Annotated in this window: 20 protein-coding genes; 14 read left to right on the plus strand and 6 right to left on the minus strand. The window is 61.4% G+C overall.

The features are described 5' to 3' along the window. Nucleotides 1-32: 32 nt before the first annotated feature. Entirely contained in the window at nucleotides 33-500 is a 468-nt protein-coding gene (locus tag ACLBKR_RS09815; protein ID WP_113340165.1) for a MarR family transcriptional regulator, read from the plus strand. 12 nt (nucleotides 501-512) lie between these two features. Here ACLBKR_RS09815 and ACLBKR_RS09820 read toward each other — a convergent pair whose 3' ends face one another. Further along, nucleotides 513-875, minus strand: coding sequence for a gamma-butyrobetaine hydroxylase-like domain-containing protein (locus ACLBKR_RS09820; RefSeq protein WP_113340164.1), 363 nt, complete (start codon nucleotides 873-875; stop codon nucleotides 513-515). A gap of 205 nt (nucleotides 876-1,080) precedes the next feature. Here ACLBKR_RS09820 and moaA point away from each other — a divergent pair, with 205 nt between their 5' ends. Beyond that, complete coding sequence (moaA, locus tag ACLBKR_RS09825) at nucleotides 1,081-2,070, plus strand: GTP 3',8-cyclase MoaA (RefSeq protein WP_113340279.1); 990 nt, start codon at nucleotides 1,081-1,083, stop codon at nucleotides 2,068-2,070. Nucleotides 2,071-2,113: 43 nt separating this feature from the next. Here moaA and ACLBKR_RS09830 read toward each other — a convergent pair whose 3' ends face one another. Next, entirely contained in the window at nucleotides 2,114-4,681 is a 2,568-nt protein-coding gene (locus ACLBKR_RS09830) for a methyl-accepting chemotaxis protein (protein ID WP_113447329.1), read from the minus strand. Nucleotides 4,682-4,937: 256 nt separating this feature from the next. On the opposite strand from ACLBKR_RS09830, the gene ACLBKR_RS09835 reads away from it, so the two are divergent. From ACLBKR_RS09835 to mobB, 3 genes are read left to right on the plus strand one after another with little or no spacing between them, the layout of a single operon-like run. Next, nucleotides 4,938-5,849, plus strand: coding sequence for a DMT family transporter (locus ACLBKR_RS09835; protein WP_112828131.1), 912 nt, complete (start codon nucleotides 4,938-4,940; stop codon nucleotides 5,847-5,849). Between the two features lie 14 nt (nucleotides 5,850-5,863). After that, nucleotides 5,864-6,499, plus strand: a complete 636-nt coding sequence (gene mobA / locus ACLBKR_RS09840; RefSeq protein ID WP_113447328.1) for a molybdenum cofactor guanylyltransferase MobA — start codon at nucleotides 5,864-5,866, stop codon at nucleotides 6,497-6,499. Then, nucleotides 6,496-7,032: a molybdopterin-guanine dinucleotide biosynthesis protein B gene (gene mobB, locus ACLBKR_RS09845; protein WP_113439629.1), complete on the plus strand. Its 537-nt coding sequence runs from the start codon at nucleotides 6,496-6,498 to the stop codon at nucleotides 7,030-7,032. Before mobA ends, mobB begins: the two co-directional genes overlap by 4 nt. Before the next feature lie 77 nt (nucleotides 7,033-7,109). Here the strand turns inward: mobB and ACLBKR_RS09850 are convergent, their stop codons facing one another. Beyond that, nucleotides 7,110-9,272: an OmpA family protein gene (locus tag ACLBKR_RS09850; protein ID WP_113447327.1), complete on the minus strand. Its 2,163-nt coding sequence runs from the start codon at nucleotides 9,270-9,272 to the stop codon at nucleotides 7,110-7,112. Nucleotides 9,273-9,636: 364 nt separating this feature from the next. Between ACLBKR_RS09850 and ACLBKR_RS09855 the strand changes: the two genes are divergently transcribed. From ACLBKR_RS09855 to ACLBKR_RS09890, 8 genes are all read left to right on the plus strand, one after another. Then, nucleotides 9,637-10,410, plus strand: coding sequence for an ABC transporter substrate-binding protein (locus ACLBKR_RS09855; protein WP_113439627.1), 774 nt, complete (start codon nucleotides 9,637-9,639; stop codon nucleotides 10,408-10,410). Between the two features lie 109 nt (nucleotides 10,411-10,519). Next, nucleotides 10,520-11,323: an ABC transporter permease gene (locus ACLBKR_RS09860; protein WP_112828127.1), complete on the plus strand. Its 804-nt coding sequence runs from the start codon at nucleotides 10,520-10,522 to the stop codon at nucleotides 11,321-11,323. Next, the gene (locus tag ACLBKR_RS09865; protein ID WP_113447326.1) at nucleotides 11,320-12,150 is read left to right on the plus strand and encodes an ABC transporter permease; all 831 of its coding nucleotides are present in this window, start codon (nucleotides 11,320-11,322) and stop codon (nucleotides 12,148-12,150) included. The genes ACLBKR_RS09860 and ACLBKR_RS09865 overlap by 4 nt, the downstream gene beginning before the upstream one ends. Nucleotides 12,151-12,376: 226 nt before the next feature. Then, a complete protein-coding gene (locus ACLBKR_RS09870; RefSeq protein WP_112828125.1) occupies nucleotides 12,377-12,643 on the plus strand; it encodes an usg protein in 267 nt (88 codons plus the stop codon). Between the two features lie 107 nt (nucleotides 12,644-12,750). Continuing rightward, nucleotides 12,751-13,566 carry a class I SAM-dependent DNA methyltransferase gene (locus tag ACLBKR_RS09875; RefSeq protein ID WP_113447351.1) on the plus strand — a complete coding sequence of 272 codons (816 nt, stop codon included), beginning with the start codon at nucleotides 12,751-12,753 and terminating at the stop codon, nucleotides 13,564-13,566. Nucleotides 13,567-13,809: 243 nt separating this feature from the next. After that, nucleotides 13,810-14,730 (plus strand): LysR substrate-binding domain-containing protein, encoded by a 921-nt coding sequence (locus ACLBKR_RS09880; RefSeq protein ID WP_113447325.1) that lies wholly within the window; start codon nucleotides 13,810-13,812, stop codon nucleotides 14,728-14,730. A gap of 105 nt (nucleotides 14,731-14,835) precedes the next feature. Further along, nucleotides 14,836-15,705, plus strand: a complete 870-nt coding sequence (locus ACLBKR_RS09885) for an NAD(P)-dependent oxidoreductase (protein ID WP_414901602.1) — start codon at nucleotides 14,836-14,838, stop codon at nucleotides 15,703-15,705. Further along, nucleotides 15,702-16,394: a DNA alkylation repair protein gene (locus ACLBKR_RS09890; RefSeq protein WP_113457086.1), complete on the plus strand. Its 693-nt coding sequence runs from the start codon at nucleotides 15,702-15,704 to the stop codon at nucleotides 16,392-16,394. The genes ACLBKR_RS09885 and ACLBKR_RS09890 overlap by 4 nt, the downstream gene beginning before the upstream one ends. A gap of 15 nt (nucleotides 16,395-16,409) precedes the next feature. Here ACLBKR_RS09890 and ACLBKR_RS09895 read toward each other — a convergent pair whose 3' ends face one another. The 3 genes from ACLBKR_RS09895 to ACLBKR_RS09905 form a co-directional block, all read right to left on the minus strand. Next, on the minus strand, nucleotides 16,410-16,898 hold the full coding sequence (locus tag ACLBKR_RS09895) for an Lrp/AsnC family transcriptional regulator (RefSeq protein WP_112828121.1): 489 nt from the start codon (nucleotides 16,896-16,898) through the stop codon (nucleotides 16,410-16,412). A 64-nt stretch (nucleotides 16,899-16,962) separates the two neighbouring features. Then, nucleotides 16,963-17,589 carry a uracil-DNA glycosylase family protein gene (locus ACLBKR_RS09900; RefSeq protein ID WP_113486891.1) on the minus strand — a complete coding sequence of 209 codons (627 nt, stop codon included), beginning with the start codon at nucleotides 17,587-17,589 and terminating at the stop codon, nucleotides 16,963-16,965. Between the two features lie 62 nt (nucleotides 17,590-17,651). Continuing rightward, entirely contained in the window at nucleotides 17,652-18,212 is a 561-nt protein-coding gene (locus tag ACLBKR_RS09905; RefSeq protein WP_414901605.1) for a thermonuclease family protein, read from the minus strand. Between the two features lie 122 nt (nucleotides 18,213-18,334). Between ACLBKR_RS09905 and ACLBKR_RS09910 the strand changes: the two genes are divergently transcribed. After that, nucleotides 18,335-19,867, plus strand: a complete 1,533-nt coding sequence (locus ACLBKR_RS09910; protein WP_112828118.1) for a sensor histidine kinase — start codon at nucleotides 18,335-18,337, stop codon at nucleotides 19,865-19,867. Nucleotides 19,868-19,882: the final 15 nt, after the last annotated feature.

Below are 19,882 nucleotides of genomic sequence, written 5' to 3' on the forward strand. Positions count from 1 at the left end.
TAAAGTTCAATTATGAACAATAAAGTACAACGATGAACAAAAATCAAGTCCTGCCCTGGGATCATCCCCGTTTCAAGAGCTGGATTGCCGTGGGCCGTGCCTGCCAGTTGATGCAGCAGGCCCTGACGAGAGCGCTCTCCGGTCTCGACATCAAGCCGCCGCACCTCGACATTCTGGTCAATCTCTACCGCTTCGAAGGCATTTCCCAGCAGGAACTCGCCCGAAAGCTGCTCGTCGGACGCTCCAACATGAGCATGCTGCTGCCGCAGATGGAAAAGCGCGGTCTTCTGGAGCGCAGGCCCGATCCGAAGGACAAACGGGTATTGCGCCTCTACCTGACCGAATCGGGCCGGGAGCTGACGGAGCGCGCCATGGTCATCCAGACCGATCTCATCGAAAAGACGCTGTCGGCGACGCCGATCGAGGACTGCCTGGCCATGGCGGACAATATGGAGCGCCTGATTGCCCGGCTCCAGCGAGAGGGCGTTGTCGATGAATGAGAAAGCGCCGCCTCAGCGGGAATCGCGGCTCAGCCCCTTTTCCGCAAGCTCGCACTCATATTCGGCGAATTTCTCGGCGCCGGTCATCCCGAGTTCGCGCAGATAGCTCCAGGTGAAGATGCCTGTGTCGTGCCCGTCGTCGAAACCGATTCGAACGGCATAGTTTCCGGTCGGAACCACGGCGGAAATCGCGACGAGGCGCTTGCCGGGCACCGTGACCTTCTGGCCGGGGCCATGCCCCTGCACTTCCGCCGAGGGCGAAAGTACGCGCAGCATTTCAGCGGCAAGGACGGCGCTCGTTCCGTCGTTGAAGGTTACGGTCAACTGCCTGCGATCCTTCGAGACCTTGAGTTCGCTCGGCCAGACATCGCTCATCGTCATGCTCCACCCGCAAAGTGTGAACACGACAGTTAGGCGCCGCGGTTTTGCAGCGCAAGACATTTTGATGAAAAGGAACAGACGGATCGCTTGACGCAAATCCCTGAAATCACCATCCTATTGGAAAAATCGGGAGGTTTCCTTGAATTTCACCGCAGGTCCAAGACCCGGCGCTTCGGCTCTGATCGGCAGCGATGCTCCGATGATCGACCCGTTCGGCCGGGCCGTGACCTATTTGCGCGTGTCTGTGACGGACCGCTGTGATTTCCGCTGTTCTTATTGCATGGCGGAAAACATGACCTTCCTTCCGAAGAAGGACCTGCTGACGCTCGAGGAACTCGATCGCGTCTGTTCCGCCTTCATCGCCAAGGGCGTCCGCAAGTTGCGTCTGACGGGCGGAGAACCCTTGGTGCGCAAGAACATCATGTTCCTTGTCCGCAGCCTCAGCCGTCATCTCTTGTCCGGCAAGCTCGAGGAACTCACGCTGACGACCAACGGTTCGCAGCTCGCCCGCTTCGCCGACGAACTCGCCGATTGCGGCGTGAGCCGCATCAACGTGTCGCTCGATACGCTAGATCCCGACAAGTTCCACACCATCACGCGCTGGGGCGATTTCGGCAAGGTGATGGAGGGCATTGCGGCCGCGCAGAAGGCCGGCATAAGGGTCAAGCTCAACGCCGTCGCCCTCAAGGGATTTAACGAGGACGAAATCCCCGACCTCCTGCGCTACGCCCATGGCAACGACATGGACCTCACCTTGATCGAGACCATGCCGATGGGCGAAACCGGGGAAGACAGGACGGACCAGTATCTGCCGCTTTCGACCGTGCGCGAACGCCTGTCCAAAGACTTCACCCTGAGGGATATTCCCTTGTCGACCGGCGGACCGGCCCGCTATGTCGAGGTAGTGGAAACCGGCGGGCGGCTGGGCTTCATCACGCCCCTCACCCATAATTTCTGCGAGAGCTGCAATCGCGTCCGGTTGACCTGTACCGGTACGCTCTACATGTGCCTCGGCCAGAACGACGCGGCCGATCTCAGGACGGCGCTGCGCGCCTCGACGGATGACGGTTTCCTCTCCGCGGCAATCGACGAAGCCATCACCCGCAAGCCGAAGGGCCACGATTTCATTATCGACCGGGATCACCGCCGTCCGGCCGTTGCCCGCCATATGAGCGTCACCGGCGGCTGAGGAGCCGGGAACCGCCCCAGCCCACCAATCCGCCAAATTGCCCTCAGGCGCTCCGCCTGATCGCCAAGCCATCGAGACCTCGTTCGCTGGCGCCAGGAACATGCTGGCTTGCGAGATCGCGGGTCTTGAACTGGTCGATCTTTGCCATCAGCACCTCGACCCGATGGCGAAGCCCCTGGATTTCGGCATTGTTCTCTTCCACCATGGCGGCATTGCGCTGGGTGATGAGTTCCACGTCCTTGACCGCCTTGGTCACTTCGCTGATGCCGGTCGACTGCTCGCGTGTCGCCGACGAAATGCCCTCGACCAGCGTCTGTACCTCCTCGACCTGGTCGATGATCGCCTGCAGCGCCTCGCCCGTCTGCTCGACCAGAGAAACACCCGACTTCACCTGCCCGGCACTGACCGAAATCAGGTCCTTGATCTCCTTGGCGGCGCTGGCGCAACGCTGGGCGAGTTCACGCACTTCCTGTGCGACGACGGCGAAACCGCGACCCGCCTCGCCCGCGCGCGCCGCCTCGACACCGGCGTTCAGCGCGAGAAGATTGGTCTGGAAGGCGATCTCGTCGATGACGCCGATGATCGTCGAGATCTTCTCCGAAGAACGGCTGATCTCGGCCATCGCATCCACGGCGCGGGTGACGACGACGCCAGACTGGCGGGCATGATCGCGGGCAAGATGGACGGAATGGGCGGTGCGGCCGGCACCTTCCGCGGTCGACCGCACCACTTCGCTGAGATGCGCGAGCGCCCGCGCGCTTTCTTCAAGGGCGGCGGCCTGCTGTTCGGTGCGGCGGGCCAGATCATCGGCGGAGACGGCGAGGTTGCCGGTTCCGGCATCGATATCGACGCTGGTGGAGCGGACATCCGCAAGCGTGGCGCGCAACGCCTCGACGGCATGGTTGTAGGTATGGGCCATGGCGACGAAATCGCCGGGCAAGTCATGGCGCATGGTCACTTCGAGATTGCCGGCTGCAAGCGCGTCGAGGACCTCCGAGAGTGCGTCGAGTGCCGAACGTTGCTCGGCTTCCACCTGTTCCCGTTCGCGGGCGCGCTGCTCGGCCTCCTGCGCCGACATCTGCCGGGCGGCGGCCGCCTCGTCCTCCAGCCTGCGGTTTTCGACCGCGGCATCGCGGAAGACGGTGACGGAGCGCACCATGTCGCCGATCTCGTCGCCGCGGTTGCGCCCCTCGATCGGCACGGCGAGGTCGCCACTTGCAAGCCGGGTCATGACCTCGGTCACCCGCTTCAGCGGTGCACGCAGCGTCTCGACCAATAGAAGGCCGCCGACAATCGCAAGCAGAGTGCCGATCACCATGGCGATCACGGAAATCGTCGCGGACCGTTCGCTGTCCTCCTTGCCGATCTCCTGCGCATGGCTGACGAAATCGCGAAGCGCGAACATCGCCTTCGAGACATGCTCGGAAGCGACCGCCCTCTCCTGCCGCCAGGTTTCGTCAAGGGCGAGAAGCGATGCGGACTGACTGTCTATCGCCGACACATGCGGCTCGATCTTCTTGGCAAAATCCCGCAAGGCGCTGTTCTTCGCGCCCAGCGCGGAAATCTCCGCAGCTGCTTGCGTGAGCGCTTTCAGGTCGGAAATGACCTGCTGCCGGGACGCATCGTCGATGAGGCTCCGCATACGCTCGCCATGCAGCCTCAAGGCATCGATCCCGATCAACGCCGCGTCAACCTGCTGCATCAACTCCTTCTGGTCGGAGACCAGCTTGTCGAGCCCGACGAAACGGTCGGAAGCGACATCGGTGTTTTTGGCCGCCTGCAGGGTGAGTTTCTGTTCGATGCCGACCAGTTCGGACAGCAGCCGGCCGAGAGCCTGAGCCTTGGCGTCGTCGCTGTCGCTGCCGGCCAGGATGGCATCGAGCCGGGATACGGCGCCGGCCACCTCGGCAATCGCCGTCTTGCTCTTCGGCGATGCGATGGATTCGGCACGCGCCAGCTCCTTGGAGATAGCCCCCATGTAAAGGCGCGCTTCGTCCAGCTGTTCGGCCGGCGTGAACGCCATCTGCACGCCTGCGCGCATCTTGCCGAGCTTGTCGACCAGCCCCTTGAAAGCCGAGGAGTCGAACAGCAATTCCTTGGCAAACTGCTCCTTCTCCGTGAATTCCTTGCGGACGAATTCGATCTGCTTCTCGATCTGGTCGCCTTCCGCCTCGATTGCGGCAAGGCTCGTTTCGATGGCGGAATCGAGATTGTCGCGCTCGGTCTTGTTGGCCCACATCTTGTCGAGCTGCAGACGCATACGGTCTGCGAGGGCTCTCAGATCGCCGAGTTCCGCCTTCGAAGCCTGTTCGGCCAGCACGCCGTCGAGAACGCCAAGTCCCGCCTCTTCCGCCGAGATCGCCGCCGTCAGCGCTGAGCGGCTCTGTTCGGAAGGATCGAGCGTGAATTCCTGCAGCGCCGCCTGCACCTGTTCAAGGTCGCTGATATTGCCGATTGTGGCGCGCGTCACCGTCATGTGCCCGTTGAGCATGCTTGCGGTGTAGTAACCGAGCAACCCCACACCGGCCATCAGGATGACAAGCGGCACCACGAAGAGAAGAACCTTCGTGACGATACGGCGGCCTTGCAGCAAGCGGTCAATGAAACTCATGCGATCCTCGAAAAAGAATTCTGGTAAAATTTATGGTGCATCTTCATCGGCGCCCGGCGAACCGAGCCAAGTCCGCCTCATGCGGAGATAGCGGAACTGTCCCGCCACAAACTTGAACATTCGTTAAACCGAAGCGTGTTTTCTCGCGTATTTCCGGGCTTTGTGCACGCCTGTAACGCTTCGGCATGCGGAAAAGCGGGTATCGGTCATAATCGACTTCGGTTAGAAGAAGCCTCCAGGTTCTCGGGATTCTTCAATGGCTTTGTCCAGCAACACCAGGGGCGCCTTGTTGATGGCGCTTTCCATGGCCGGTTTCACCATCAACGATGCGCTGACCAAGGCAGTGACGCCCTTCATGAACGTCGGACAGATCATGTTCCTCCGAGGCGTCATGACCACGCTGCTGGTCTATCTCATTGCCCGCCGCATGGGCGCCCTTGTCCATATCCGCTCGCTCGCCCAACCGCTGGTGTTGCTGCGTATCCTGTGCGAAACGCTTTCGACCATCGCCTATCTCAGCGCCCTCAGGCAGATGCCGCTGGCCAATGCCTCCTCGATCCTGCAATCGCTGCCGCTCGCCGTAACGCTCGGGGCAGCCCTGTTTCTCCGCGAACCGGTCGGCTGGCGGCGATGGACGGCGATCATCGTCGGCTTCATGGGCGTGCTCATCATCATTCGCCCCGGCCCGGAAGGCTTCACCCATGCCTCGATCTACGTGGTGTTGAGCGTCTTCTTTGCAGCCTCACGTGATCTGGTGACGAAAAAGATCGACTCAGCCATCCCTTCGCTCAGCGTGACGCTGTCCACGGCGGCGGGTATTACCTTGACCGGTGCCGCGCTGATCGTTCCGCTCGGCGGCTGGCAGCCGGTCGGCTGGGCGAATTTCGGCACGCTGGCGCTCGCCTCCACCCTGCTCTTCGTCGGCTATCAGGCGATCATCATGGCCATGCGTACGGGGGAAATCTCCTTCATCGCCCCTTTCCGCTACATGAGCCTGCTCTGGGCCGTCGCACTCGGCATGATCTTCTTCGGCGAAGTGCCCGACGCCTGGATGATGACCGGCGCCGCGATCGTGATCGGTTCGGGCCTCTACACCTTCTACCGAGAAAACAAGCGCAAGATCCGCAACCCGGTGGGACAGCAGTCCCGACCGGGTTCGCCGCTTTGACTGCGAGGAAAGACATGAACGGGCCGCAGGCAGCAAATTCCTTCCCGGCGCTCATTCTTGCAGGCGGGCTTTCCCGTCGAATGGGCCGGGACAAGACGGTGGCCGAGCTCGCCGGGATGCCGATGGCCATGCACGTTGTTGCCCGGCTAAGGCCACAAGCCGGCAGCATCGCGCTCAACGCTCCGGCCGGCTTTCCTCTCGACAGCGGTCTCTCCCTCGTACCCGACACCGTTCTCGGCCACGCCGGCCCGCTTGCCGGGGTTCTCGCCGGGCTCCGCCACGCGGAGAAAGCCATACCGCACGCCTCCCACCTGTTGACGGTGCCTGCCGATACGCCCTTCCTTCCAATGGATCTCCTCACAAGAATGGCGGAGGCGGCCGCACCCGGAAGGATCGTGGTGGCAGCCTCGCTCGGGCGCACCCATCCCGTCGTGGCGCTCTGGCCACTTTCTCTTGCGGACGACCTCGAAACATGGCTGGCGGATCCTGCAAACCGGAAACTGCAGACATTCATCGCCCGCCATCCCTCCGCAACGGTCGATTTTCCGCGGGTCGAAACCACATCCGGCCCCCTCGATCCGTTCTTCAACGTCAACACGCCCGAAGATCTCGCCCATGCCGAGCAGCTCCTGAAGGAATATCGCCCATGACAGAGGAAGAACCGACCGACAGACCACGCATTTTTGGAATTGCGGGATGGAAGAACTCCGGCAAGACCGGACTGGCGGTGCGCCTGGTCGAGGAATTTACCCGACGCGGTTATCGCATCTCGACGATCAAGCATGCTCACCACGACTTCGACATCGACAAGGTCGGCGCCGACAGCTATCGCCACCGCCAGGCAGGCGCCCACGAGGTCACGATTGTCTCCGGCACGCGCTATGCGATCATGCATGAGCTGCGCGGCGCACCGGAACCATCCTTCGAGGAGATAGTCGCCCGGATCGCCCCTTGCGACCTTATCCTGATCGAAGGCTACAAACGGGAACCGGTCCCGAAGATCGAGGCGCGGCGGCTGGAAGCCGCAAAGCGTGAGCCGCTTGCACCGTCCGATCCGCACATTGTCGCCGTCGCCGCCGATCATGCCGTTGAGGACACCGCCCTTCCCGTCTTCGATCTCGACGACACGAATGCCATCGCCGATTTCATCGCCGGCATCACGGGCCTACCGCCCAGACAATAACCTGTCGGCGCCTTCAGCCCCAATGAAAAGGCCGCCGGAGCGTCTCCGGCGGCCTTTCCGTTCTCCCGATCCGCCGCCTAGCGGTTGGCGACGTTTGCCGGACGAACCAGCGGCGTCACGCGGCGGATGGTTACGCGGCGGTTCTGCTGTTCGGAAGCCAGCGTACGGATCTTCAGGTAGCGTTCGCCGTAGCCCTGGGTCGACATGTTTTCCGGCGGAATGCCGTAGACCTCGGTCAGAAGGTTCGCCACGGTCTCGGCGCGCTGGTCCGAAAGCACGAGGTTGGAACGGTCGGAACCGACGGCATCCGTGTGACCCTCGATGAGGAACACTTCGCCCGGATCCTTGTCGAGAACCTTCTGCATGGCTTCCGCGACCCGGCGGAGCGTCTTCGCCTGCGCCAGCGGCACTTCCGCGGAACCCGACGGGAAAGTGATCGTATCGAGATCGATACGGCGGACCTTGTCGCGCAGACGTGCCGACGATTTCACCTCGTCGAGGGAGTAGACGCGCTCGACGCGCTCGACCGGCGGACGGGCGAGGAAGTCGTAATAGTCGCGCTCCGGCGCATTCGACATGGTGACGATATAGTCGCTGACCGGAACGTTGAGCCGCATCGGCGGCAGGCTGTAGCCGACGTCCACGTAGACGCGCGGCTGCTCACTGTCAGCCTCGGGCGAGTAGACCAGCACATATTCCTCACCGTCCGGCGTGAAGCGCGAGCGCAGTATGATGTCGCCATAACGGTTGTAGATTGTCACCAGACGCGAACCGTCGCCGCGTTCGATCGTCTCGCGCGTACGCCCGCGCGAAAGCTGCTCATAATAGGTTTCCTGCGCGTCATAACGCAGGCGCGGACGGTCGTCGCCACGGACAACCACCTGATTGCCAACGTTGATGACGGTCCGGTTGTCGATCTGCTCGATCACGCGGACTTCGTTCACCTGATTGACCACGTTATTTCGAACATTGTTCGTCACGTTGTTGGTGACGTTGTTCGTGACATTGGTCACATTGGTCACGTTCGTGATGTTGTTGACCACGGTCGTCGGAACCTGGAAGGTCGGAGCCGCTTCGAGCTGCGTGCCCTTTTCCTCTACGGCGGCCTCGATCACCTTCGCCTCAAACTTCGGCGCGTCAGCCTGAGCTGCAGCGTCGCTTTCCGGCGGCGCCGCAACCGGCGTCTCCTCGCGGACCTGGGTGCGGACATCGCGGACATCGGCTTCGCCTGTATTGTCGGCATCCTTGTCGCTGTCGAGCACGGCAGCACCGTTATCCACCGGCAGAACCACCGTTTCGGCCGTCTTTGCCGGGTCCTCGGCGATCTCCTGCTTCTGTTCCTCGGTTCGGGTGTCGACCACTTCGGGAACGGGAGCCTCGGCAGGCGGCTCTACGGCGGGGACGACCACCTGCTCACCACCGGCCTGTCCTTCCGGAGCCGGTTCGGTGGTCGGCTGGGCGGTAGACTGCTCCGGCTGTGGCTGCGCGGGTGCTTCGGTCTGGGTTGCATCCTGCTGAGGTGCATCCTCGGCCGGAGCCTCTCCCGTCTGCGACGGTTGTTCGGCCGGAGCCTGTTCAGTCGGTGCGGCCGTCTCGGCCGGCGGGCAGGCTTCCGCCGAAGCAGCCTGGGAGCCGTCCGCGCAGGTCACGGCCTCGGGAGCCGCCGGCTGCTGGGTCTGCTGTTCAGCGGCCTTCTGTGCTTCCTCCGCTGCCTGTTGCTCGGCAGCCTTCTTCGCTTCCTCAGCGGCTTGCTGTTCGGCGGCCTTTTGCGCTTCCTCGGCAGCCTGTTGCTCGGCGGCCTTCTTCGCCTCCTCGGCAGCCTGTTGCTCGGCGGCCTTCTGCGCTTCCTCGGCAGCCTGCTGTTCGGCGGCCTTCTTCGCTTCCTCGGCGGCCTGTTGCTCGGCGGCCCTCTGCGCCTCCTCGGCAGCTTGTTGTTCTGCAGCGCGCCGTGCTTCCTCCGCGGCCTGCTGTTCGGCGGCGCGCTGGGCTTCCTCCGCGGCCTTCTGCTCCGCGGCCCGCTGGGCGTCGATTGCATCGCAGGTGGCCTGATCGGCGGCCTGGCTGCCATCGCTACAGGTCACGGCAGCCTGCGCAACAAGAACGCCGGATTGCTCGATCGTGGAACGGACAGCCATATCGGCATTGTGCGAAACGGCGGAAGCCGAAACCGGCTCCACCATGACGGCAGCCGACAGAACCGGCAAAGCGACCGTCGCGAACAGTTTTGATCTCAATTTCATATCACCTTCCTTGCGAAGCGCGTCTCCACGCGGGTCCCGGAAAAGCAAACGCGGAAACGGCAATTTTGTGTCCGATTCCCTTTCCTCCCGCTCCCGATCGGGCAGACCCTAGTTTTCGGCAAATTAACCTCGGCTGAACGAAAAAGTTCATCCGGTCCTCCCGTCGCGAACCGCTCGGTTTCCGATTCCGGACGTTCGCATCAAACAGGACAGCTCATGCAATTTTTGCGACAGCGGCGTGTTTCCTGTTGATTTTCCGGAAAAAAAGGTAGGAATATCTGCTCAGGTTCGACACTGGGGGTGTCGTTCTATCCAGTTCAGCGCGGGAACGACAACCGCGCGGACGACCAACAGAGAGGATCTCATGCGTATCGCCACCCGTTTCCTTGCCGCCGCTTCGATCGCCGCACTGTCGCTTTTTGCCGGCTCCGCGATGGCGGAAGACAAGTTGATTATCGGCACCGAGGGCGCCTATCCGCCCTTCAACAACCTCGAATCGGACGGCTCGCTCGTCGGCTTCGACATCGACATTGCCAAGGCGCTGTGCGAGGAGATGAAAGTCACCTGCGAATTCGTCACCCAAGATTGGGACGGCATCATCCCGGCGCTTCAGGCCAAGAAGTTCGACGCGATCATCGCTTCCATGTCGATCACGCCGGAGCGTCTCGAGAAAGTCGACTTCTCCAAGAAGTACTACAACACTCCGCCGGCCATCGCCGTCCCGAAGGATTCCACGATCACCAAGGTCGAGGAACTGAAGGGCAAGGTGCTCGGCGCGCAGTCCTCGACCACCCACTCGAACTATGCTGAAAAGCACATGCCCGATTCCGAGCTGAAGCTTTACCCGACGGCTGACGAATACAAGCTCGACCTGTCGGGCGGTCGTGTCGACGCCGTCATCGACGACATCGTCGTGCTTTCGGAATGGGTGAAGTCCGACGCCGGCTCCTGCTGCAAGATCCTGACCCCGCTTCCGATCGACCCCGAAATCAACGGCCAAGGCGCCGGCATCGCCGTACGCAAGGGCGAAACCGCGCTTGCCGACAAGTTCACGGCAGCCATCGACGCCATCCGCAAGAACGGCAAATACAAGGAAATCAACGCCAAGTACTTCGACTTCGACGTTTACGGCGAATGATCCCCTGAAAAACTGAAGTCATGGATGGCGGAGGACGCGTTCTTCCGCCATTCTTGTAATGCAGAAGCGAAAATAAGATGCGGTATAAACCGCCAAGGGGAATTTTGGCATGAGCGGAGCGTTTTCCGCCCTCGGATCGTTGTGGTCCTGGTTGCAGTATGTGTTCGATCCGTTCTGCGGGCCTGTAGGGATCTTCCATCTTCTCGGCGGGTCATCGCTGGTGTCCTGCGGAGCCGCCGGCTGGGGTGACGAAATCGCCCTCGGCGTCAAGGTCACCGTCTCCCTCTCTCTCGCCACCCTGCCCTTCGGCCTGTTGCTCGGTTTCCTTGTTGCGCTTTCCATGCAGTCGAAGGAAAAGCTCCTGCGGCTCGCCGGCGGCATATACACCACGATCTTTCGTGGCCTGCCCGAACTCCTGACCCTCTTCATCATCTATTACGGCGTGCAGATGCTGATCCAGGGCGTGCTGTCATGGTTCGGCTATGACGAACGCATCGAGATCAATGCCTTCATTGCGGGGATGATCGCGCTTTCCGTCGTGTTTTCCTCCTATTGTTCGGAGGTCCTGCTGTCGGCGTTCCGGGCCATCCCCCAGGGGCAGTACGAGGCGGGCGACGCCCTCGGTCTCGGACGTGCGACCACCATGCGCCTTGTCATCCTGCCGCAGCTCATCCGCATCGCGCTCCCCGGTCTCGGCAATCTTTGGATGAACCTCCTCAAGGACACCGCGCTTGTCTCCGTCATCGGCCTTGCCGATATCCTGCGCCAGACGGGGATCGCCGCGAAGGTGAGCAAGGAGGCGTTCCTGTTCTACGTTCTGGCCTGCGGCCTCTATCTCGTCCTCGCCATGCTGTCTTCGATCGTCATCAGCGCGATCGATCGTTCGACCAGAGGCGCGGAGGGCCGCCGATGAGCCACGTAAAGGAACTTATTCCGCCCCGCCCGGCACCGCCCCAGCTCGCGCGCCGCATCAGCAAGAGCCGCATAGCAGGGGGAATCGTGCTCGCGCTCTGGTTCCTGCTGGCTGTCGGCATCGTCTACATGATCGTTTCCAACTGGGACCCGGATAAATTCGCGAAGTATGGCGAACGCTATTTCTCGGGCCTCCTGACCACCTTGATGCTGGTGGTGGGTTCCATCACGCTTGGCGCCCTGCTTTCGTTGCCCATCGCCTATGCCCGCATGTCGAAGAACCGGGTGCTCAGCACCGTTTCCTATGCCTATGTCTACCTCTTCCGCGGAACGCCGCTGCTCGCCCAGATTTACCTGATCTATTACGGACTAGGTTCGTTCCGTCCGCAGATCGAGGCTGTCGGCCTGTGGTGGTTCTTCCGTGAGGCCTGGAACTGCGCCCTGCTTTCCATGACGCTCAACACCGCCGCCTATCAGGCCGAAATCCTGCGCGGCGCGATCCGCAGCGTACCGCGCGGCCAGACGGAAGGCGCGAAATCGCTCGGCCTTCCGGCCTCCGTGACATTTTGGAAGGTTATCCTGCCTCAGGCGCTGATCGTCGCGCTTCGCCCCTATGGCAACGAGATCATCCTGATGATTAAGGGATCGGCCGTCGTCGCGGTCGTCACGGTTCTCGATCTGATGGGGCAGACCCGCTACACCTTCTCCCGCACGTTCGACTATCAGGCCTATCTCTGGGCTGCGATATTTTATCTCTCGATCGTGGAATTCATGCGCCACGCCTGGGGATGGATGGAAGCACAGTTGACGCGGCATCTGAAACGTTGAGCCCTGCTCGAGTTGCGATAAAAACTTGGCAGCACTCACGGGCCCATGCTGCCAATATATTGTTTTAAAAAGAAAAAATTCGTTTATGACAGTTTTGTTAAGCCTCGTTTAAGCCTCATTCGCTTATAGTTTCGTTAACCGTGTTTCACGGCACGGCCACCGGCCTCGCCGAAGCGGAAAACCGCCGGCCCCGGTTCCTTCGGAATGGGAACAGAACGAGGTTGCGATGAACCACGACATGGAACTGATGCTCAAGGGATACGGTCTGACGACCGCCCAGATACTCTACCGCCTTCCCGATCACCCGACATTCCTGCAGACCTATATCTGGCAGCACTATGATCTGGCGCCCGACTTTCCCGAGATGCGGACCTTCCTGAAATTCTGGCAGGAAAAACTCGATGGTCCCCTTCATTCCGTACGCTACGTTCACAAGAAGATGATAACGGCAGGCGAGTGGCGCGCCCTGAAGGGCGAGTTCATCCTGCACTGACCGGAGGCCGGGATCTTCGGCTGATTGCAAATGGCGGCTCGAACGGTTAGAGCCAGTCGCGAATGGCTGTCGGCTGGCGGCGGCCGGATGCAGCGGAGCGGTTTGCAATGGCCAAGATCGACGAGGAAGCCCTGGCGGAAGCGTATAATCGCGCGCTGGCGCTGGAAAAAGCCGGCGACATCGACGCGGCCGTGAAAGCCTACGAGGAAGTGCTGGCGATCGATCCGGAAGACCATGGCGGCGCCTCCGTTCGCATCGCATCGCTCGGGCGCGGCGAGACACCGCCCAAGGCACCGGACGCCTATGTCGAGACCCTGTTCGATCAGCACGCGGAAGCCTTCGAGGATATTCTCGTCGAGCAGTTGGGTTATGCAGTGCCGGTTATGGTCCGCCAGCGGTTGCAGACGCTCGACCTCGGTCCCTTCAAGCGCATGCTCGATCTCGGCTGCGGCACCGGCCTGACGGGCTGCACCCTGCGGGACATGGTCGACGACATCACCGGCCTCGACATCTCCGAAAACATGGTGGAGATCGCCCACGAAAAGGATCTCTACGAGACCCTCTACGTTGCCGAGGTCGAGGATTTCCTGGAAGACAATGACGACGAGCCCTTTGACCTGATTACCGCCACCGATGTCCTGCCCTATCTCGGCGCGCTGGAGCCGCTGTTTTTCGGCGTGGCCGAAAACATGGTCGAAAACGGGATCTTCGTATTCTCCTCGGAAACCCTGCCCGACGACGTCATGGCCGGCCGCCCCTACATGGTTGGCCCGCACCAGCGTTTCGCCCATGCGGAAGCCTATATCCGGGAACGGCTGGCCGCCACCGGCTTCGAACTTGTCGAAATCTCCGAAATCAACGTGCGCATGCAAGACGGCCATCCGACGCCCGGACATCTGGTGATCGCGCGCCTGCGCGGCTGACAGTCCGTTTCTCCGTGGCGTCAGCCCCCGCGACGGGGCGGTGATTAAGGCAGCACTCGTCTGGGTCAAGCTTGCAGTACGGTCCGCCTGTAGCGGACGACTGGAAGGTCAGGACCCGGATAACCTCAAGATATATCTCTACAATGGTGGACATGGCATTTCTCCTTTGCCCACCATCTCAACGCACTTGCGTCCTCTTCTCAAACGAGCTTATCGTGCGCTTCGATTGACTTGAGGTTATGGATGAAACGCGGTCGCCTGCCCCTGACGGCATTGAGGAGCTTCGAGGCGGCGGGCCGTCTCGGAAGCTTCACGGCCGCATCGCAGGAACTCTTCGTCTCGCAGGCCGCCATCAGCCGGCAAGTCCGTGAACTGGAGACAATCCTCGGCAAGCCGCTGTTCGAGCGCGGTCATCGCCGCGTCACGCTGACGCCGGCGGGCCGCAGGCTGCTGGAAAGCCTGACGACCGCCTTCGACCGCATGGCGCTCAGCCTGGATGAAATCGCCGGGGAACCGCAAAGGCGGACGCTGGTCATCAGCAGCGAACCGGGCTTTGCCGCAAGCTGGCTCGGACCTAACCTGCGGCGCTTCAACGCCGCCTATCCCGATATCGAACTGACCGTGGATTCGGATCAGCGCCTCATCGACTTCCGGCACAGTCAGGCCGAAATCGCCATCCGCCACAGCGTCGACCGGGACGCCTGGCCTCGCACTAAGGCTCGCAAGCTGACCGATGTAATGCTGATCGCGGTCGCGGCACCCGGCCTGCTCGCCGCAGGTCCGCCCATCAGGACAGCCATAGACATTCTCCTCCACCCGATTTTGCACGAGGAGAACCGCGACAACTGGCAGAACTGGCTGGCAGCGGCGGGCGTCGATGCGACAGTGCCGGCGGGACCGGTCTACACCGATAGCGCCCTGGTGCTGCAAGGCGCCCTGCGAGGGGACGGCATCGCCCTCGTCGACCGTCTCCACGCGGCCGAGGCATTGCGAAACGGAGCCCTGCTGCGGCTTTTCGACCACGCACTCCCCTTCGGAACCTTCTGGATCGTCGCGCGCGACTTCGATCACCTGACGGACCAAGCCCGTGCCTTCATCGGCTGGCTCGATGCCATGATGGTCCGGGAGGATGCAAACCAGCCGAACGCAGCAGTGCTTCCGTGACCTAGGGTCCCTATGCCGTGCGCGATTTCCAGCAGGTCGGCGGCAATAGCCTTTTCCGCGCGCCGTTCTTCCTTTAAGCGGGAGGCACAAGCACAGGAGAACAGCATGGCAAAGGTCGCATTCATCGGTTTGGGCGTCATGGGGTACCCGATGGCGGGGCATCTGAAGACCAAGGGCGGTCACGAGGTAACGGTCTACAACCGCACCGCCGCCAAGGCCGAGAAATGGGCAGCCGCGTTCGGCGGCCGTACCGCGCCGACGCCGGCCGAGGCGGCCGCAGATGCCGATTTCGTCTTTACCTGCGTCGGTAATGACGACGACCTGCGCTCGGTGACGATAGGTGAAAACGGCGCACTTGCCGGTATGAAGGCCGGCGCAATCCTGATCGACAACACCACGGCATCCGCCGAAGTTGCGCGTGAGCTTCATGCCGCCGCGACCGCCAAAGGCTGCGGCTTCATCGATGCCCCTGTTTCCGGCGGGCAGGCAGGCGCGGAAAACGGCGTGCTCACGGTGATGTGCGGCGGTGACGAAGCGACCTTTGACAAAGCCAAACCCTTGATCGACGCCTATGCCCGCATGGTCGGCCTGATGGGGCCGGTCGGCGCCGGCCAGCTTACCAAGATGATTAACCAGATCTGCATCGCGGGCCTGGTCCAGGGTCTCGCCGAGGGGATTCACTTTGGCAAGAAAGCCGGCCTTGATATTGAAAAGGTTGTCGAAGTTATCTCCAAGGGGGCGGCCGGCTCCTGGCAAATGGAAAACCGGCATAAGACCATGAACGAAGGCAGGTACGACTTCGGCTTCGCCGTCGACTGGATGCGCAAGGACCTCGATATCGTCCTCACCGAAGCCCGCCGCAATGGCGCCAGCCTTCCCGTCACCGCGCTGGTCGATCAGTTCTACGGCGAGGTACAGAAGCTCGGCGGCAATCGCTGGGATACCTCTTCGCTTCTCGCAAGGCTGGAAAAATGACGCTTGGCCGCGCAGCCTCGACCCCGGAAATCGTGGCGCATCTCGAAACGCTGCGCAACGAAACCAACATCGAGGGCATGTCTCGCTTCGGGATCGCCACCGAAACGGCGCTTGGAATTTCCAATCCCGACCTGCAGAAACTGGCGAAAACGATCGGACGGGATCACCGCCGCGCACTCGAACTCTGGCAGACAGGGCTGCGCGAAGCACGCATGCTAGCAATCTACACTGCCGACCCGAAGATCATGACAAAGCCGGAAGTAATGGCCTGGGCCGCCGACTTCGCCTCCTGGGAGATCGTCGATGCCGCCGCCGATCTTCTGACCGAGACCCCTTACTGGCGCGAACTGATCTTGGAATTTGCCGGCGACCACAGGGAGTTCGTTCGCCGCGCCGCCTTTTCCATGATCGCCGGCGCGACCGTCCACAACAAGAACGAACCGGATGCGGCCATCATCGCCTTCCTCCCACTGATCGAGCGGCATGCGGGAGATGACCGCAACTTCGTGAAAAAGGCCGTGAACTGGGCGCTTCGCAACATCGGCAAGCGCAACGGGACCTGTCATGCCCCGGCGCTGGCGCTTGCGGAAAAACTCGCCGCAAGCGAAGACAGAACGGCTCGCTGGATCGGCAAGAACGCGCTTCGCGAGCTCACCAGCGACAAGATCCTCGCAAGGCTCAAGGCCTGACGGCCAGCGCCCCGCTCAGTCCTCCGCGGACTTCTGGTTGTCGAGGACCATGTAGTCGAGCGGCAGTTCGGTCGTATATTTGATCTGCTCCATCGCGAAGGCGGAGGAGACGTCACGGATTTCGATCTTGGCGATCAGACGCTTGTAGAAGGCATCGTAAGCCGCAATGTCCGGAACGACGACGCGCAGAAGATAGTCCACGTCACCGCTCATGCGATAGAACTCGACCACTTCGGGAAACTCGGAAACGACCTCGGAAAAACGCTTCAGCCACTCGATCGAATGGCTGGAGGTGCGCACCGACACGAAAACGGTCACCTTGGTATTGACCTTCGCCGGGTCGAGCAGGGCGACGCGACGACGGATCACACCGTCCTCTTCCATCTTCTGAATACGCCGCCAGCAGGGCGTCGTCGACAAACCGACCTTCTTGGCGAGATCAGCAACAGCCAGTGTGGAGTCTTCCTGAAGGATGCGGAGAATTTTTCTGTCGAGTCGATCCATGCTCTTACCTTTCGAATATTATTCTCGATATAGCGTGGAAAACCTTAAAGCAAAGAAAATTGTTTCAGGACAGAAGTCTTTCCACTTCCCGCCGCAGCACCGGCAGCACGTCAGCCTCGAACCATGGATTGCGCTTCAACCAGGCAGTGTTCCGCCAGCTCGGATGCGGCAGGGGCAGGATTTTCGGCCCTTCGGTATTGGAGAGAAGGAAGTCGCGCCAGTGCTGGACCGTTTCGGTCATCGATTTGCGCCGCCGCCCGCCGAGATGCCAGGTCTGGGCATATTGTCCGATCGCCAGCACGAGTTCGATCTGCGGCATGGCCGCCATTACTGTCGACCGCCATTGCGGTGCGCATTCCCGTCGCGGCGGCAGGTCATGGCCCTCTGCATCATAGCCTGGAAAACAGAAACCCATGGGCACGATGGCAAACCGCGACTGGTCGTAAAAAGTCTCACGTTCCACGTTGAGCCATGACCGCAGGCGGTCGCCGGAGGCATCGTTGAACGGAATGCCGGTCTGGTGAACCTTCATGCCCGGCGCCTGGCCCGCGATCAGGATGCGCGCCGTCGTGGAAACATAGGCGACCGGTCTGGGCTCATGCGGCATCCTGTAAGCCTCGCCGCCCGCTGGACAGTCCCGGCAGATCCGGCAGGAAGCAATCGCGCGCCGCAGCGCCTCAACCTCATTCATCCCGCCACTCGTTTGTCTGCGCCTTGCGGAAAGAAATCATGGAAGGATTCGCAATCATCGTTTCAGTTGATACCGAGCCACTGCAGGAAGAAAGCGAAAAAGTCGCCGGCGGGTTCCGCCTCACCGGTTTTGTGAATGCGCCGCCACTCCTGCGGGACCTGGAACGGGCCTGCCCACAGGCCACGCCGCTCGCGTCGCGCCACCCCTTCTTCCACCCGATAGTCGCCATAGGAAACCGCCAGCCCCTCCCGCACCAGCACGGCTGCAGGATCGCCCTCCGGCATTTGGCACCGCACGAGCTTGCGCCGGTAGCGATCCGGCTGTCCACCATGACAAATAAACTCCCTTGCGCCGGCGAGTTGCGCGAGCCTGCGTCGGGCCGCCGAACCGCAGTCCCATGGAGCATCGTCCGCCCCGCATGTCTGGCCGGTTTCCGGCGCATCGATCCCTTCGAGACGCAGCCGCTCCGGTCCGAGCGCGAGCGTATCCCCGTCGATGACGACAAAATGCCCGGAAAATTCCGCTTCCTGTTGCCGTTCGAGCTTTGCTGCGATCAGCAGGCCGAGCAGCAAAATGCAGAAACCGACCACGAAATCCCTGAGGATGCTCCAGGACCGCTTCACATTTCGGCCCATTTCGAAAACGAAACCTTTTCGATCATGGCAAACAAAACCTTTTTCGACAGTATCTTCTTAAGAAATGACTATTAAGCTCGCCTCATCAACGAGACGTGAACTCCTGGCATATGAGTAAGGGCGTATCCACATCGACGGACAAGAACATCGTCGACCTTTCACGCAGCCATCGCAACAAGGCTGTCGCGAAGGCTGTGCGCACGACTCGTGAGCGGCTTCAGTCGAACGGAGGTATTCCCCAGTTCGAAAGTGAAATGCTCGGCATGCATGTCAGCGCCACGCTGCAGGCCGCCGCCGTGATGCCGATCATCATCCTGATGGTCACCGGTATCGGCATCTATCTCAGCCAGCAACCGGGCATGCTGATATGGACATTGCTGGCGCTGACCGTTCACGCTCTCAATATCCTCATTGCCCGTCGGGCTTCCTCGCACACCTTCACCGCCGAAAACATCGTTAAATGGCGCCGTTTGCTGCTCGCCGGCCAGGCGGCGATGGGATGCTGCTGGGCGCTGTTCTCCCTGCAAGCCTGTCCGGCCTGCGAAGGCGACAGCTTTATCTTCTACAAGGGCGCGGTCCTGCTGGTCGTTCTGTCGTTCACGGCGATGTCCAACATGCTGTTGCGGCAGGCCGTGCTCTTCGGCTTTCTGCCGACCGTCGCAGCCCTCCTCTATAGCGCCGTCATCAGCCGCGACGTGCTCGACATCGGGCTGACGGCGATGTTCACCACCGCCCTCGTTTTCTTCATCTACATCACCGGCCGCCTCTACCAGACGAATCTCAAGCTGCTCTCCTTCCAGACCGAGAAGGACGACCTGATCGCCGAACTGGAAGTTGCCAAGTCGCTCTCCGATGAGGCCCGCCGCCGCGCCGAGGAAGCAAACCTCGCCAAGTCCCGCTTCCTCGCCTCGATGTCCCATGAACTGCGCACGCCGCTGAACGCCATTCTCGGTTTTTCCGAAGTCATGGCAACCGAAGTGCTCGGCCCGCTGAACAACCCGCTCTACAAGGAATATTCCGGCGATATCCATCGCTCCGGCCAGCATCTCCTCGACCTTATCAATGAAATTCTCGACCTCTCGCGCATCGAGGCCGGAAAGTACGACTTGAACGAAGAAACCGTCTCCCTGCTGGAGCTTGCCGAGGATTGCGTCGGCATGGTGCAATTGCGCGCAAAAGCCAAGAACATCAGCATCGAGGAACAGTTCGAACCGAATCTGCCGGCCGTCTGGGCGGACGAAAAGGCCATCCGCCAAGTCATCCTCAACCTTCTGTCGAATGCGATAAAGTTCACGCCACAGAATGGCGAGATCGTCGTGAAAGTCGGCTGGACTGCCGGAGGCGGGCAATATGTCTCGATTCGCGACAATGGCCCCGGCATTCCCGAAGAGGAGATCCCCGTCGTCCTCTCCGCTTTCGGCCAGGGCTCCATCGCGATCAAGAGCGCCGAACAGGGCACAGGCCTCGGACTTCCCATCGTGCAGGCGATCCTTGCCAAGCATGGCGGCGAGTTCAAGCTGAAGTCGAAACTGCGCGAAGGCACCGAGGTCATCGCCATCCTCCCGGCCCGGCGCGTGCTCGAGAGCCTGCCGGCCGTCAGCGAGGCCCATGCGGTCGAGCCGCGCAGGCGTCACTTCGCCTGAAGACGTGGACGGACT

This window comes from Paenirhizobium cremeum (assembly GCF_047553425.1).
Lineage (GTDB): Bacteria > Pseudomonadota > Alphaproteobacteria > Rhizobiales > Rhizobiaceae > Allorhizobium > Allorhizobium cremeum.